The 13,302-nt window shown below is 69.4% G+C and carries 18 protein-coding genes; 8 read left to right on the forward strand and 10 right to left on the reverse strand.

What is annotated here, in order from left to right; all coding sequences use genetic code 11:
* Nucleotides 1-30 precede the first annotated feature (30 nt).
* A complete protein-coding gene (yidC, locus tag QRO03_RS13430) occupies nt 31-705 on the reverse strand; it encodes a membrane protein insertase YidC (protein ID WP_350224134.1) in 675 nt (224 codons plus the stop codon).
* 215 nt (nt 706-920) lie between these two features.
* Entirely contained in the window at nt 921-1,199 is a 279-nt protein-coding gene (locus QRO03_RS13435) for a DUF6412 domain-containing protein (RefSeq protein WP_285137994.1), read from the reverse strand.
* Between the two features lie 61 nt (nt 1,200-1,260).
* Between QRO03_RS13435 and QRO03_RS13440 the strand changes: the two genes are divergently transcribed.
* Nucleotides 1,261-1,773 (forward strand): glycine cleavage system transcriptional repressor, encoded by a 513-nt coding sequence (locus QRO03_RS13440; RefSeq protein WP_285137995.1) that lies wholly within the window; start codon nt 1,261-1,263, stop codon nt 1,771-1,773.
* A 39-nt stretch (nt 1,774-1,812) separates the two neighbouring features.
* Here QRO03_RS13440 and QRO03_RS13445 read toward each other — a convergent pair whose 3' ends face one another.
* The gene (locus QRO03_RS13445) at nt 1,813-2,196 is read right to left on the reverse strand and encodes a DUF3054 domain-containing protein (RefSeq protein WP_285137996.1); all 384 of its coding nucleotides are present in this window, start codon (nt 2,194-2,196) and stop codon (nt 1,813-1,815) included.
* Between the two features lie 161 nt (nt 2,197-2,357).
* On the opposite strand from QRO03_RS13445, the gene QRO03_RS13450 reads away from it, so the two are divergent.
* Nucleotides 2,358-2,861, forward strand: coding sequence for a metallophosphoesterase family protein (locus QRO03_RS13450; protein ID WP_285137997.1), 504 nt, complete (start codon nt 2,358-2,360; stop codon nt 2,859-2,861).
* 184 nt (nt 2,862-3,045) lie between these two features.
* Here the strand turns inward: QRO03_RS13450 and QRO03_RS13455 are convergent, their stop codons facing one another.
* A complete protein-coding gene (locus tag QRO03_RS13455; protein ID WP_502883047.1) occupies nt 3,046-4,149 on the reverse strand; it encodes a fatty acid desaturase family protein in 1,104 nt (367 codons plus the stop codon).
* A gap of 251 nt (nt 4,150-4,400) precedes the next feature.
* A complete protein-coding gene (locus QRO03_RS13460; RefSeq protein WP_013583139.1) occupies nt 4,401-4,604 on the reverse strand; it encodes a cold-shock protein in 204 nt (67 codons plus the stop codon).
* Nucleotides 4,605-5,135: 531 nt separating this feature from the next.
* On the opposite strand from QRO03_RS13460, the gene QRO03_RS13465 reads away from it, so the two are divergent.
* Both QRO03_RS13465 and QRO03_RS13470 read left to right on the forward strand, forming a co-directional pair.
* A complete protein-coding gene (locus QRO03_RS13465; protein ID WP_285137998.1) occupies nt 5,136-5,510 on the forward strand; it encodes a biopolymer transporter Tol in 375 nt (124 codons plus the stop codon).
* 51 nt (nt 5,511-5,561) lie between these two features.
* A complete protein-coding gene (locus QRO03_RS13470; protein ID WP_285137999.1) occupies nt 5,562-6,053 on the forward strand; it encodes a pyridoxamine 5'-phosphate oxidase family protein in 492 nt (163 codons plus the stop codon).
* Between the two features lie 35 nt (nt 6,054-6,088).
* On the opposite strand, the gene QRO03_RS13475 is transcribed toward QRO03_RS13470, so the two are convergent.
* On the reverse strand, nt 6,089-6,220 hold the full coding sequence (locus QRO03_RS13475; RefSeq protein WP_285138000.1) for a hypothetical protein: 132 nt from the start codon (nt 6,218-6,220) through the stop codon (nt 6,089-6,091).
* A 112-nt stretch (nt 6,221-6,332) separates the two neighbouring features.
* On the opposite strand from QRO03_RS13475, the gene QRO03_RS13480 reads away from it, so the two are divergent.
* Together QRO03_RS13480 and QRO03_RS13485 are read left to right on the forward strand one after the other, a co-directional pair.
* On the forward strand, nt 6,333-6,488 hold the full coding sequence (locus QRO03_RS13480; RefSeq protein ID WP_285138001.1) for a DUF2256 domain-containing protein: 156 nt from the start codon (nt 6,333-6,335) through the stop codon (nt 6,486-6,488).
* Complete coding sequence (locus QRO03_RS13485) at nt 6,485-7,924, forward strand: cryptochrome/photolyase family protein (RefSeq protein WP_285138002.1); 1,440 nt, start codon at nt 6,485-6,487, stop codon at nt 7,922-7,924. The genes QRO03_RS13480 and QRO03_RS13485 overlap by 4 nt, the downstream gene beginning before the upstream one ends.
* A 192-nt stretch (nt 7,925-8,116) precedes the next feature.
* Here the strand turns inward: QRO03_RS13485 and QRO03_RS13490 are convergent, their stop codons facing one another.
* The gene (locus QRO03_RS13490) at nt 8,117-8,332 is read right to left on the reverse strand and encodes a hypervirulence associated TUDOR domain-containing protein (protein ID WP_243222698.1); all 216 of its coding nucleotides are present in this window, start codon (nt 8,330-8,332) and stop codon (nt 8,117-8,119) included.
* Nucleotides 8,333-8,512: 180 nt separating this feature from the next.
* Between QRO03_RS13490 and QRO03_RS13495 the strand changes: the two genes are divergently transcribed.
* The gene (locus QRO03_RS13495) at nt 8,513-10,042 is read left to right on the forward strand and encodes a catalase (RefSeq protein ID WP_285138003.1); all 1,530 of its coding nucleotides are present in this window, start codon (nt 8,513-8,515) and stop codon (nt 10,040-10,042) included.
* A gap of 133 nt (nt 10,043-10,175) precedes the next feature.
* Here QRO03_RS13495 and QRO03_RS13500 read toward each other — a convergent pair whose 3' ends face one another.
* Genes QRO03_RS13500 through QRO03_RS13510 form a run of 3 tightly spaced genes read right to left on the reverse strand, consistent with a single transcriptional unit; the run spans nt 10,176 to nt 12,428 of the window.
* Nucleotides 10,176-10,751: a DUF2238 domain-containing protein gene (locus QRO03_RS13500; RefSeq protein ID WP_285138004.1), complete on the reverse strand. Its 576-nt coding sequence runs from the start codon at nt 10,749-10,751 to the stop codon at nt 10,176-10,178.
* 40 nt (nt 10,752-10,791) lie between these two features.
* Entirely contained in the window at nt 10,792-11,625 is an 834-nt protein-coding gene (locus tag QRO03_RS13505; protein WP_285138005.1) for an endonuclease/exonuclease/phosphatase family protein, read from the reverse strand.
* Complete coding sequence (locus tag QRO03_RS13510) at nt 11,622-12,428, reverse strand: glycosyltransferase family 2 protein (RefSeq protein WP_285138006.1); 807 nt, start codon at nt 12,426-12,428, stop codon at nt 11,622-11,624. The genes QRO03_RS13505 and QRO03_RS13510 overlap by 4 nt, the downstream gene beginning before the upstream one ends.
* A 117-nt stretch (nt 12,429-12,545) precedes the next feature.
* Between QRO03_RS13510 and QRO03_RS13515 the strand changes: the two genes are divergently transcribed.
* Nucleotides 12,546-13,301, forward strand: coding sequence for a sulfurtransferase (locus tag QRO03_RS13515; RefSeq protein ID WP_285138007.1), 756 nt, complete (start codon nt 12,546-12,548; stop codon nt 13,299-13,301).
* The last annotated feature ends 1 nt before the right edge of the window (nt 13,302 follow it).

Consider the following 13,302-nt stretch of genomic DNA (forward strand, 5'->3'; position numbering starts at 1 on the left):
CACGGCCCGGCCAGGCGTCGGTCGCGGCCGTCACGAGGGCAACGGGTAGCGCCGCCGGAGCAACAGACGCTGCGCGAGTGTCCACACCGTCGTCACGGCGAGGTAGAGACCGGCCGCCACCGGCACGAACACGGCCACCACCGCGGCACTGAAGTGCAGGGCGCCCACCAGTCGAGCCATCCACCTCGGTGCGGCCGGGTCGGCGGACGGACGCAACAGCCGCCGCGTCATCTCTGCCGCGAGCGCGATCACGGCGACGAGCGTGCCGACGACGGCCAGGGTCGCGGCATCCGTCATGCCCGTCGACAGCGCGTCGACGAGGCTGCGACCGAGCGGGACGCCGAAGAGCTGGTGGGCGAGCAGCTCGTTCGCGTGTCCGCCGACGGTGGGGTGCAGGAAGACGGCATAGAGCAGACCGACCACCGGCGCCTGAGCGAGGACCGGTAGGCAGCCCGCGAGGGGCGAGGCGCCCTCGTCGCGGTAGAGCTGCATGGTCTCGCGCTGCAGGCGCTCGGGACTGCGAGCCCACCGCTCCCGGAGCATACGGAGTCGAGGCGCGAGGTGGGCCCGACTCTGTTCGGCGCGCGCCTGCGACACCCCGACCGGAATGAGCACGATGCGCACCACGAGGGTGACGACGACGACGGCCAGTGCGGCGGCGGCCGAACCGGCGAGGGGATCGAGAAAGGATGTGAGAGCGAGCATGGCTCGCGTGGCGAGGTCGAGGAGGAGGGCGAGAGGGGGCAGGGCGAAGAGGTCGATGGGGCGTCCGTTCGAGTGAGGCGATCACGGGCGGATCGGTCACGGGGCGCGAGCGTGCCTCGTCTCGTGTGCGAGCGTCGGGCCGCTGTGGCGCGGGTGACCGGCACCGCGGACCCCGGATGCCACGGTCTCCGCCGAGGGAGGCGGGATGGGCGGGACTACGCGGTGCGGACCAGGAATCCCGGGGCGCGCGGACGTGGATGCCCGGCGGCGTCGGGGTCGCTTTGGGCGAGCGGGGCCGACGGATCGATGGGTCGCGCGGACGGCGGGGGAGCACCGCCCGTCAGGATCGGCAGCATCACCAGGACGATCGCCACGGTGACAACCACGGCCGCCGCCAGGACGACCGCGAGCAAGGGTGCGCCGTCACCGGGCGTGAGGGCCGCCTCCATCGAGGCGAGCATCACGTTCAGCACGGCGATCACCGATGCGATCATGCGCGTTCACCCCCTGGCGGAAACTCCACGGTAGCAGCGCCGCGCTCGCTACGCTGGGGGCATGGTCACCCTCGTGCTCACCGTCGTCGGTGACGATCGCGCCGGACTCGTGTCCGCTGTCGCCGACATCGTCGATGCCCATGGCGGCAACTGGGAGAACAGCGAGCTCGCCGAACTCGCCGGTGCCTTCGCCGGGATCGTCGAGGTCTCGGTGTCCGCCGACCGTGCGGAGGCGCTGCGTCGGGCGCTCGAGGGCTTGGCGGGAACCCTCGCGGTCACCGTTCACACCGGCTCGGCCGCCGCGTCGGCATCCGCCCCGCGGACGGTGACCCTCGACGTGGTCGGCAACGATCGACCGGGCATCGTGCGCGAGGTCTCCGCCGCGCTCAACGCGCGGGGTGTCAGCATCGAGCGGATGTCGACGCAGACGACGGATGCCGCGATGGCCGGCGGACGCCTCTTCGAGGCCGCGATCACCGTGACGCTGGTCGACGGGGTGGAGGTCGACGACCTGGTCACCGAGCTCGAGCGCCTCGCGGCCGAGATCCAGGTCGACGTCTCACTCAGCGACTGAGTTCCGACCCTCGGCCCCCGGGCGTTCGTGCCCGGGCGCTCACGCGCGGCGCGAGCGGGCCACCAGCTGAGCGACGCCGCGCCAGCCGAGCAGGAACAGCGCGAGGGTGATCGTCGCGACGATGACGAACGCGACCGGGACGCCCTGGCCGCTCAGGGCCCGCAACACCATGCCCAGCACGACCGTCACGGCCCACACCGGCAGCCCGGTGCGGAGGACGGCGACGGGGCGACGCCACGCGCGGGTGATCGACCAGCCCACCAGCAGGGCGACCAGGAACGGCCAGGCCGTCGTCGCCAGCCCCGCGCCGAACGGACCGAAGACATCGCCTTCGTGCGTCGCTCGACCGATCGCCGCGAAGAGGATGACGAGAGCGGCGTCCACGATCAGGGGGACGACAGGGAAGCGACGGGGAGTGGACACGCTTACATTGTCGTCGCTCGTCGGGCGATGGTCGTGCGCGATGGAGTTCGCACCTTCGCGCCGCGCCCGACCCGGCGCGCGCGGCACTGTTCGCCGACGTGAAGGAAGACGATTCCGCCGCGAGGCCGAGCCTCGGACACGCCGGTGGGTAGCGTGGGGGAATGGTGACCCGACTGCTCCTCGTGGCCGACACGCACGTCCCGAAGCGAGCGCGTGCCCTTCCGGATGCCGTGCGCCGAACGGCATCCGACGTGGACCTGATCGTGCACGCCGGCGACTGGGTGACCGGCGACCTGCTCGATGAGCTGAGCGCCCTCGGTACCGTGTGCGGCGTCTGGGGAAACAACGACGGCGAGGACCTGCGATCCCGGCTGCCGGAGATCGCGCGCGCCGACATCGACGGCGTTCGGGTCGCGGTCGTGCACGAGACGGGAGCGGCGACGGGGCGGGAGAAGCGGATGGATACCGCATTCCCCGACACCGACCTGCTCGTGTTCGGCCACAGCCACATCCCGTGGGACACGGTGACCCCGAACGGTCTGCGTCTGCTGAACCCCGGTTCGCCCACCGATCGCCGCCGCCAGCCCGTCTGCACCTTCATGACGCTCACCCTCGCCGAGGGCGACGTTCGCGACGTCGTTCTGCACGAGATCTCCCGCGCCTGACGCGGGCCGGCACCGACCAGCCCGTCGACGGGCGTTCGCCTCACGGCCGGCGGCGGTTCCGACGCGTCCCGTCGGTCGACGACGCTCGCGCGCGGGTGCCGGGCCGTGTGCGTGCCCCCCACGATCGCGGGAGAACGACGAAGGCGCCGCCCCCGAGGGGACGGCGCCTTCGTAGGGAAGGGTCTTACTTGACCGAGAGGTGACGCGTCGATCCGGTCAACGGGCAGTCGAACGGGTCGCGGGCGGCCAGACCGACCTCGTTGAGGTAGCGGATGACGATGCCGTAGGACTCCAGCAGCGACGTCTCGACGTAGGGCACACCGAGGGTCTTGCAGTGCTCGCGCACGATGGAGCGTGCACGGCTGAGGTGCGGGCGCGCCATGTTCGGGAACAGGTGGTGCTCGATCTGGTAGTTCAGTCCACCCATGAGCCACGTCGCCCACCAGCCGCCGCGGATGTTGCGCGAGGTGCGCACCTGCTTGCTGAAGAAGTCGAGCTTGGCTCCGGGGGCGATGACCGCCATGCCCTTGTGGTTCGGAGCGAACGACGCGCCCATGTAGACGCCGAAGACGGCGAGCTGCACACCGAGGAACGCGAACGCCATGCCGAGGGGCAGGAACACGAAGATCGGGGTGATGACAAGCGCGTGCCGCAGCGCGAGCAGGCCGAGCTCCTGCCAGCGACCCTTGATCTCTTCGCGGGAGAACAGGTGGCGGAGGGCGAGCACGTGCAGGTTCAGTCCCTCGAGCGTGAGCAGGGGGAAGAACAGCCAGCCCTGACGGCGGGTGATCCACCGCTGCACGCCACGGGCCTTCGCCGCGTCCTCGTCGAGGAACGAGATCGTGTCGATCTCGATGTCGGGGTCTTTGCCGACACGGTTCGGGTTGGCGTGGTGACGGGTGTGCTTGGACGCCCACCACGACTGGCTCATGCCGACGATGCCGTTGCCGATGATCAAAGCAAGGCGATCGTTGGCGGGGCCCGAGGTGAGGATCTGCCGGTGGTTAGCCTCGTGTGCGAGGAACGCGACCTGGGTGAACAGGATGCCGAGGGCAGCGGCGATCAACAGCTGGTACCAGCTGTCGCCGAGCAGGATGAATCCGGTGATGGCGCCGGCGAAGCCGAGCCCGACCGCGATCGCGACGAGGAGGTAGAAGCGGGGGGTTCGGGCTAGGAGCCCGCTCTCGCGGACGACCTGCGACAACTCTGTGTAGGCCTTGGCGATGGGGGGGAACTCGGTGGTGCCGGAGTACGTCTGACGAACGGGGCCGAGGCGGGACTCGACGATGGTGGAGGCGATGAAAATTCTCCTCGGATCGGGGGTGACCGTGGTCGGGAGCCGGGTGGTTACCCGGGGTGAGGCCCACACTACGTGCCCTCGTATGGGGCCCTCGGAATACATCCACATGTGCAGGAGGCTCACGGCAAACGGTCATACCCGCGACACGGCCGACACCGGTGTCACGGCGGCACCGGAAAACACCGGAAGCCGGGCTCATCGCGCCTGCGACGAGCCCGGCTTCCGGGTCTCAGCGGAGCTTAGAGGGGGCGGATGTTCGCCGCCTGCATGCCCTTGGGGCCCTGCTCGGCGTCGAATTCGACCTTCTGCGCTTCCGTCAGCTCCTTGAAGCCGTTGCCCTGGATCGCGCTGAAGTGCGCGAACAGGTCGGCGGAGCCGTCATCGGGAGCGATGAAGCCGTAGCCCTTTTCGGAGTTGAACCATTTCACGGTGCCAGTGGCCATCGTGTTCTTCCTTTTTATTCATGTTGAGCCGCAGACGCGACCGTGGGCGCCGCTCCGACGAGTGCGGAGCGGACGGGGACGCCGCGGTACCGAGTCGGTACCGCGGACGCGGTATCCGTCGACCGCAGCCTGAGCTGCGTCGACGGAGATATGGAAGCCGAGATTTTCGCCGAGAGGACCCTGGGCTTCGAAGCCCGAGGTGCCCGCGCCGACGAAACCGGCGTAATCGGATCCGGCCATCGCGACGTACACGTCGAGATCGGCCTGGCGCCACGATAGTGGCGAAGGGTGAAGCAGAGACACAAGAACTTTCCGCGAGTGCGACGCGAGGACCGAAGCCGTCGAGCGGGGCACGCGATGTTTGGGGGTGGGATTGCTGTCGTAAACGGCTCGGCGCCGTGCGCCCGGCATCTCAGCGATGAGGCGGGCGTCGATGAAGCAAGTCCCAGAACGAATGGCACCAAGTTAGCACGGAAGTCTGAACGGTGCCGGGGAGTTTCACCCGCCGACATCGTCGGCTGCAGTGGGGTGATGGCATCCGGGAACGAGGAAGACCCCTCCGACGACGAACGATGGCTCGTCATCGACGGTCGCCGCTGGCGCCGCACGGACCCGGCCCTCCCAACCGACGTCGCCGACCGCCTGCGCTCGCACCTGGGGCGGGCACGCGCCGCCGTCCGCTCGGCCAAGCACGCCGAAGATCCCGCCGTGCTGACCGCCGTGCGCCACCGTGTGGGGGTGGCGAAGGCGGGCCTGGGCGAGCGCGGTCCCCGCTGGTGGGATGACGCCGTTCCGGCGCGCGTGGAACGTGCCAGGGCGGCCCTTGACGAGCTGGACCGTCTCGCGCCGCCGGTCGATCACGGCCGCGCTGCGAGAGCAGACGACGACGCCGACGTCAACACGTAGCGATGGCGCGGGCCCACGCGGTGGGCTGGAGCCTTCGACGAGAGGAATGACATGTCATCCACCGGATCCGAGCTGGAGAAGCTCAACGAACTGCTGAAGAAGTTCCGCTTCGCGATGGTCACGACCCGCGCGGAGGACGGCGCCCTGCACGCGCATCCGCTGACGGTTCAGGAGACCGAGAGCGACGGCGACCTGTGGTTCATCGTGGGGACGCACGCTTCCGCCGTCGCGCACGTGCGACGCGACCCGAAGGTCGGGCTGTCGTTCAGTTCCGACAGCACGTGGCTGTCGCTCGCGGGCGAGGCCGAGGTCGTCGACGACCTGGCGAAGCTCAAGGAGCTGTGGTCGACGAGCGTCGAAGCCTGGTTCCCCGACGGCCCCGAGTCACCCGGTGTCACGCTGCTGCGCGTGAACACGCTGAGCGGCGAGTACTGGGGCAGCGCAGGTGGACGCATCGCCACCGCCATCGCCCTGGTGACGTCGAAGGTCACCGGCGAACGCCCCCAGGGTGGAGAGAACGAGAAGTTCGACCTCCCCGCCTGATCGACGGGCCGGGCCCCGCGGGGCCCGGCCACCGATCATCCCCCCGACGGGTTGTCGACCGGGGTGTCGTCGTCATCCGTCGTGTCGGGGATCTGAGGCGGGTCGGCGGTTTCCAACTCGTCGGGTTCGTCGGCGGTGTCTGGGGCGTTGTCCGGTGTCGATTGCATGGGGTCAGCCGATCACGTCCGTGACCGGCCACGCGCGGGCCTTGTGCACACCGGATCAGTGTGCGAGCGCAAGCCCCCGGAGCGCGAAGCGCCCTCTTGCGACGATGTCGCCATGTCACGACCTGAGGTGCGCTCCAAGCCCTGCGCCTTCTGCGGGCGCCCGTTCACCGATCGCAAACGCTGGAGCGGCCGTGACCAGTGGGATCAGGTGCTGTACTGCTCGCGCGGATGCCGGGCGAAGGCCGCGACGCAGAGGCGGCACGCGTGAGGGCGGCCCTGATCCTCGCGACGCAGCAGTTCGCCGAGCATCCCGCGTTCGCCGACGACGGTATCGAGGAGTTCTTCTTCATCGAGTCGGCACCGCGGTTCCGCAAGCTCCCGTACCACCGGCATAAGATCGTGCTGCTGATCTCCGCGATGCGGCACACGGCCGCCCGGCTGGAGGCCGAGGGCAAAACGGTCCGCCGGATCGCCCTCGACGACGACCTCACGTTCAAGGCGGGGCTCGAACGCCTCCTGAAGGCGCACCGCGTCACCGAACTGACGTGGATGAGCGACCCCAACCGTCCCGTCGACGAGCGCATCGCCGCGATCTGCGCCGACCACGGCGTCGACACGGCCATGTTGTCGGACGGGCTGTTCCTCACCCCCGAAGAAGAGGTCGACGGCTGGTTCGCCGAGCATCCGACACCGCTGATGGAGGACTTCTACCACTGGCAGCGCCGGCGCACCGGCATCCTGATGGACGGGGGCAAGCCCGCGGGGCGCAGGTGGAACTTCGACGCCGACAATCGCAAGCCGCTTCCCAAGAAGGGCGTGCAGATCCCGTCGCTTCCGCAGCCGGAGCACGACGAGATCACCCGCGCGGTGATCACGGAGGTCGATGAGCTGTTTCCCGAGCACCCCGGCGAAGCGGGGGATTTCTGGCTCCCTGTGACCCCGGAGGACGCCCGCGACTGGCTCGACGTGTTCGTCGCCGAACGTCTGAACGACTTCGGCCGCTACGAGGACGCGATGAAGGCCGACGAGCCGTTCCTCTTCCACGCGATCATCTCGCCGATGCTCAACATCGGTCTGCTCACCGTCGAAGAAGTGGTGGCCGCGGCAACGCGTACGGATGCACCCCTGGCATCCGTCGAGGGATTCATCCGGCAGGTGATCGGATGGCGCGAGTACATGCGCGGCATGTACCGGGCGCACCCGAAGCTCGAGCATGTCAACGCCCTGCACCTCGACAAGCGCATCCAGAAGTACTGGTACTCGGGTGAACGGATGCCGAGCGACCTGCCGATTCCGGTGCGGACGGTCCTCGAGCGCGTGCACCGGTGGGGCTACGCGCACCACATCGAGCGGCTCATGGTGCTGGGCAACTGGTTCCTCCTGCAGGGATACGCGCCGCGGGAGGTGAACGCGTGGTTCCTCGCGCTGTTCGTCGACGCGTACGACTGGGTCATGGTGCCCAACGTCATGGGGATGAGCCAGTTCGCCGACGGCGGGTTCGTCGCCACGAAGCCGTACGTGTCGGGCGGGGCGTATCTGCAGAAGATGGGTTCGTGGTGGCCGTCGGCGGCGGATGCGAAGGATTCCGTCTTCACCGACGCGTACTGGGCGTTCCTCGAACGCCACGAGGACGTTCTGGCCGGCAACCACCGGCTCGGCCTCGCGCTGGCGCAGATGCGCAAGCGGCGCGACGCGCGGGAGTAAGGCTCGGAGAGGTGGTTGAGCCTGTCGCGGCCACGTGTTTGTTGGTTCCGGTCCCTTCGACAGGCTCAGGGACCTGAGTTGGAGAGGTGGCCGAGCGTGTCGAAGCCACTTGTCTTTGTTGGTTCCGGTCCCTTCGACAGGCCCAGGAACGGCGCGAGCGCGGTCGCTGAGCCTGTCGAAGCTCCCGCGGTGTCAGCTCTTCAGCTTGTTGAGGGCAGAGCCCTTGTGGGCGGCCTTCGCGCCGGACTTCTCCGACTTCACGATGAAGGCCGGGTCGTCGTCGGATGCCGTGAACTTCTGGCCGTCGTGTTCGAAGTCCTTCGTCTTCTTCTCCACGACCTCGCCCTGCGTGCGCCCTTGCGGGGTATCCCAGCTGACCCGGTCGCCTTTCGACAGATCCTTCGCCATGACGCGTCCTTTCCGTTGATGTGGGTTCATGGTGTCGAGCGGCCGGACGGTGCCTCGGGGGATTGACAGCCGCGGGACGGTACGTCGCCGGGGGGAGATCCGCAATGCCTCGTCGATGTCGGAGGGGGTGCGTAGCGTCGGGGACGGGTCGCCCCCGCGGCCCGCGACGTGAGGAGAGCCATGACCGAGCCGACCACCCAGAACAACGGAGCGCCCGTCGCCAGCGACGAACATTCCCAGAGCGTCGGCGCCGACGGCTCGATCGCCCTCACCGATCACTACCTGATCGAGAAGCTCGCGCAGTTCAACCGCGAGCGCGTGCCCGAGCGCGTCGTGCACGCCAAGGGCGGCGGTGCCTTCGGCACGTTCCGCACCACCGGCGACGTCTCGGCGTATACGCGGGCGGCGCTGTTCCAGCCGGGCGTGGAGACCGAGATGCTCGCGCGTTTCTCGTCCGTCGCCGGCGAGCAGGGGAGCCCCGACACCTGGCGCGACCCGCGCGGCTTCTCGCTGAAGTTCTACACGACCGAGGGCAACTACGACCTGGTCGGCAACAACACCCCCGTCTTCTTCGTGAAGGACGGCATCAAGTTCCCCGACTTCATCCGGTCGCAGAAGCGCCTGCCCGGCAGCCACCTGCGCGACAACACGATGCAGTGGGATTTCTGGACGCTCTCGCCCGAGAGCGCGCACCAGGTGACGTGGCTCATGGGCGACCGGGGCATCCCGGCATCCTGGCGCCACATGAACGGCTATGGATCGCACACCTATCAGTGGATCAACGCCGAGGGCGAGCGATTCTGGGTGAAGTACCACTTCCACACCGACCTCGGTCACAAGACGTTGACCCAGGACGAGGCCGATCAGATCGCGGGTCAGGACGCCGACTTCCACATCCGCGACCTCTACGCCGCGATCGAACGCGCCGAGTTCCCGACGTGGACGCTGAAGGTGCAGATCATGCCCTACGACGATGCCAAGACGTATCGCTTCAACCCCTTCGACCTGACCAAGGTGTGGCCGCACGAGGACTACCCCGAGATCGAGGTGGGCACGATGGAGCTCAATCGCAATCCGGGCAATTACTTCGCCGAGATCGAGCAGGCGGCGTTCGAGCCGTCGAACTTCGTGCCCGGCATCGACGGCAGCCCCGACAAGATGCTGCAGGCGCGCATCTTCAGCTACGCCGACGCCCACCGGTACCGCGTCGGCACGAACTACCAGCAGCTGCCCGTCAATCGTCCCCACACCGAGGTGCACTCGTACTCGAAAGAGGGCGCGATGCGCTACGAGTACAACCCGCCCGAGGTCCCGGTCTACGCCCCCAACTCGGTCGGCGGCCCCGCGGCCGACCCGCGCCGTGCGGGCGACGGCGGGTGGCAGAGCGACGGCGACCTCGTCCGCTCGGCGGCGACGCTGCACCCCGAGGACGATGACTGGGGCCAGGCGGGAACGCTCGTGCGTGAGGTGATGTCCGCTGAGGAGCGCGACCGTCTTGTGGAGACCATCACGGGTCACGTCGGAGGAGTCACGCGCGCCGACGTTCGCGACCGGGCCGTGCAGTACTGGAAGAACGTCGACGCCGAGGTCGGTTCCCGCGTCGAGGCGGCCCTGCCGCCACTGGAGGGATCGACGGCTCAGGGCGAGCAGCTGAGCGAGCCGAACCCCGACGGTGACCTCGTCGGAACGGACGTGGCGGGGAGGATCTGAGCCACGGGCTCACCAGGTGAGACGGCACCTCGCCGACCGAACGGTTGCCCGCGGCAACGGGGGCGTCGGCGGGGGCCGTCTCACGGGGGAGATGTCGGACGCGATCGCGGCGCATCCGGTGTGGTTCCCCTGATCAGAGGGGTGCCCGGTCCGCGCGTGTCAGCCGGAAACGGGATGCCACGACACCGACGAGAAGTGCTCCCGCACCGCCCGCCATCATGTCGCCGATGGTGTCGTCGTAGGTCACGAAGATGGCATCCGTGATGAAGCGATAGCCGAACCACTCGACCATCTCCCACACCGCCGACAGCGCCAGACCGGCGAGGGTGGCGACCACGATCGGGGTGCGCCGGCGTCCGGTCGGGGCGACGACGCCCGCATCGTCGAGGAGCACCAGCGCGACGGCCGCCAGTACCCCGGTGCACACGAGGTGCACGACGAGGTCCCACCCCGTCCACGCCCGGTAGAGCTCCAGCACGTTGCTGCCGGCGGCGACGAACACCGTCACGCAGGTGACCAGGTCGAGCCCTGAACGCAGCCCGATCATGCGGGAGAGCATGACGGCCGGCAGCGACATCGACAGTACGGCGAAGTCGGTGAACGGCAGGGTGAACAGCGACACGAGGACGAGCACGATGGCCGTGGCGCGCACCGCGTCGGTCAGCCAGTCGGTGACGCTGCGCGGCGGGCGCTTCAGGTTGGCGTACATGGCCCGGATCATCGGCATCCCTCCTGGGTCGCTCGGGTGGTCACGGGGCGGATCCGCCCGGGATGCGCACCACGGCCTGCACGGGCAGGTGATCGCTGGGCCACTGCGTTCCCGTCGGCCGCGGGTCGATCCCGACGGCCCGCACCCCCACGTCGGGTGTCGCCAGCACGGCGTCGATGCGCCGCGTTCCCTGTTTAGGACGCCGGTAGTTGTTGAACGTGCCCCACTCGGCCGTGCGACGGGCCGGGGCGTACGACCACGTGTCCAGGAGCAGCCCGTCGGCGAACATCTCGGCGAGCTCGCGCGAGCGCACGTGCGCGTTGACGTCGGCCGTGAACAGCAACGGACCCCCGCGGGTGGCGACCAGCTCGTGCAGCCACGTGGCCGAGCGTCGGCGCGCGCGATGGGAGAACGCGTCGAAGTGCGTGTTGACGAAGGTGAACCCGGCACCGGTGGCCTGATCGCGCAGCTGGGCGATCACCGCCACGCGGGGGATGGTGTTCCCCCATCCCGTCGAGCCCGGGACGTCGGGGGTGTCCGACAGCATGATCTGCTCCCAGCTCTCCACCTCGATGCGATCGCGGTCGTAGAAGAGGGGCGTGCCCTCGCCGCCGCGGTCCTTGCCGCGACCGAGACCGACGCGCCCGTACTGCGAGCCCAGCGACTCCTGCACCCATCGCGCCTGGTCGGGCATGGCCTCCTGCGAACCGAGCAGATGCGGACGGTTGGCGCCGAGGAAGGTGCGCAGACGCTGCTTGCGCATCGGCCAGCGGTCGGCCGACGGCCACGTGATGCGCTCGAACCGCCGCCGGATGTTGAAGCTCATCACGTGCAGGTCGGGCGCCTCGACGTTCGGGAACAGGATGCCGGTCATCCGCGGGCCGCCTCGTCGCGGTCGACGGTACGGACCGCGTGCGCGGGGTCCTCCTGCAGGCGGCGCCCGCGCCACACCCGCACCCAGCGCGCCGGGGGGATCTCGCGCGGCCAGTGCGCGAACACGGTGCCCGCCCCGCGGCGGAAGCACCGCGCGAACCGGCGCGGCTCGACCGTGCGCGACGACACCCGCATGTGCTGCCCCGACACGGAGCGGATGCGGTGGCTCATGCCCAGGTGGTACGCCAGGTCGAGGTCGTCGTGCAGTTCGGGGTCGAGGTGCACCTCGTCGCGTACGGCGAGCCACGCCCGGCGACGGAAGGCCATGTTCGACCCCCAGAGCGGTGTGTGCCCGAGCGCGGGGCGGGCGAAGGCATTGTAGGTGCCGAGGAAGACCCGGGCCATCGTCACGCGCCGGGAGGCGGGTCCGTCATGGAACACGGCGCCGCCGGTGACGGCATCCACCCCGGTCTCGCCGAGGGCCTCGACCATGCTCTCGACCCAGGTGGCGGCAGGGATGCTGTCGGCGTCGAGGCGCAGGATGAGATCGCCCCGTGCGGCGTCGTATCCGGTGGCGGCCGCGGCCGGGATGCCGCGCTCGCCGCAGAACACCACGCGCGCCCCCGCGGCGCGGGCGATGTCGGCGCTGTCGTCGGTGGAGTCGTTGTCGACGACGATGATCTCGTCGGCGGCGACGGTCTGCGCGGCCAACGCCCGCAGGCAGCGCCTGAGGTGCGGACCGTCGTCGCGGACGGGGATGACGACCGACACGGTCGCGGTCGACGACGCGGAGCCTTCAGGCACGCTTCCTCCCGGGGACGAGTCCTCTCACGCTAGGCGATGCGCGTGCCGCGTTTCCCGGCTTGACGCCCACGGGTCCGGATGACACGCGCACGTGCGGGGTTTCATAGGGTGGATGCCATGGCATCCGTCCTCAACGTCTCGGCGTACCTGTTCACGCGCATCGCCGACCCCGGCGTCCTGCGCGTGTCGCTGCGCGAGCGCGCGGCGGCCGCCGGCCTCCGGGGCACGATCCTGCTGGCCGAGGAGGGGATCAACCTGTTCCTCGCCGGGGATGCCGATCCGCTTCGCGGCTTCGTGGAAGACCTCCGCACCGACGAGCGCTTCACCGCGCTCCGCACGAAGGACAGCTGGTCTGACGGCGTGCCCTTCGACAAGCTCCTCGTGAAGGTGAAACGCGAGATCATCCGCATGGACCGGCCCGGAGTGCGCCCGCAGGACGGCCGGGCTCCCGCGGTGAGTCCCGACACTCTGCGTCGCTGGCTCGATCGCGGCGCCGACGACGACGGTCGCGAGGTCGTGCTCGTCGACACCCGCAACGCGTTCGAGGTCGACTACGGCACCTTCGCCGGTGCCCTGGACTGGCGTATCGAGCGGTTCACGCAGTTCCCGGATGCCGCGAGCTCCCACCGCGACGACCTCGCCGGCAAGACGGTGGTCAGTTTCTGCACGGGCGGGATCCGCTGCGAGAAGGCGGCTCTGTACCTGCGGTCCGAGGGCGTCGAGGCATACCAGCTCGACGGCGGGATCCTGGGGTGGTTCGATGCGCAGGGCGCTGCGCACTGGAACGGCGACTGCTTCGTCTTCGACGGGCGCGAAGCGCTCGACGCCGGACTGACGCCCGCCCGCGCAGCCGTCTCCTCGCTCGGTAGCTGAC

This window comes from Microbacterium sp. lyk4-40-TSB-66 (assembly GCF_030209475.1).
In the GTDB taxonomy this organism is placed as follows: Bacteria; Actinomycetota; Actinomycetes; order Actinomycetales; family Microbacteriaceae; genus Microbacterium.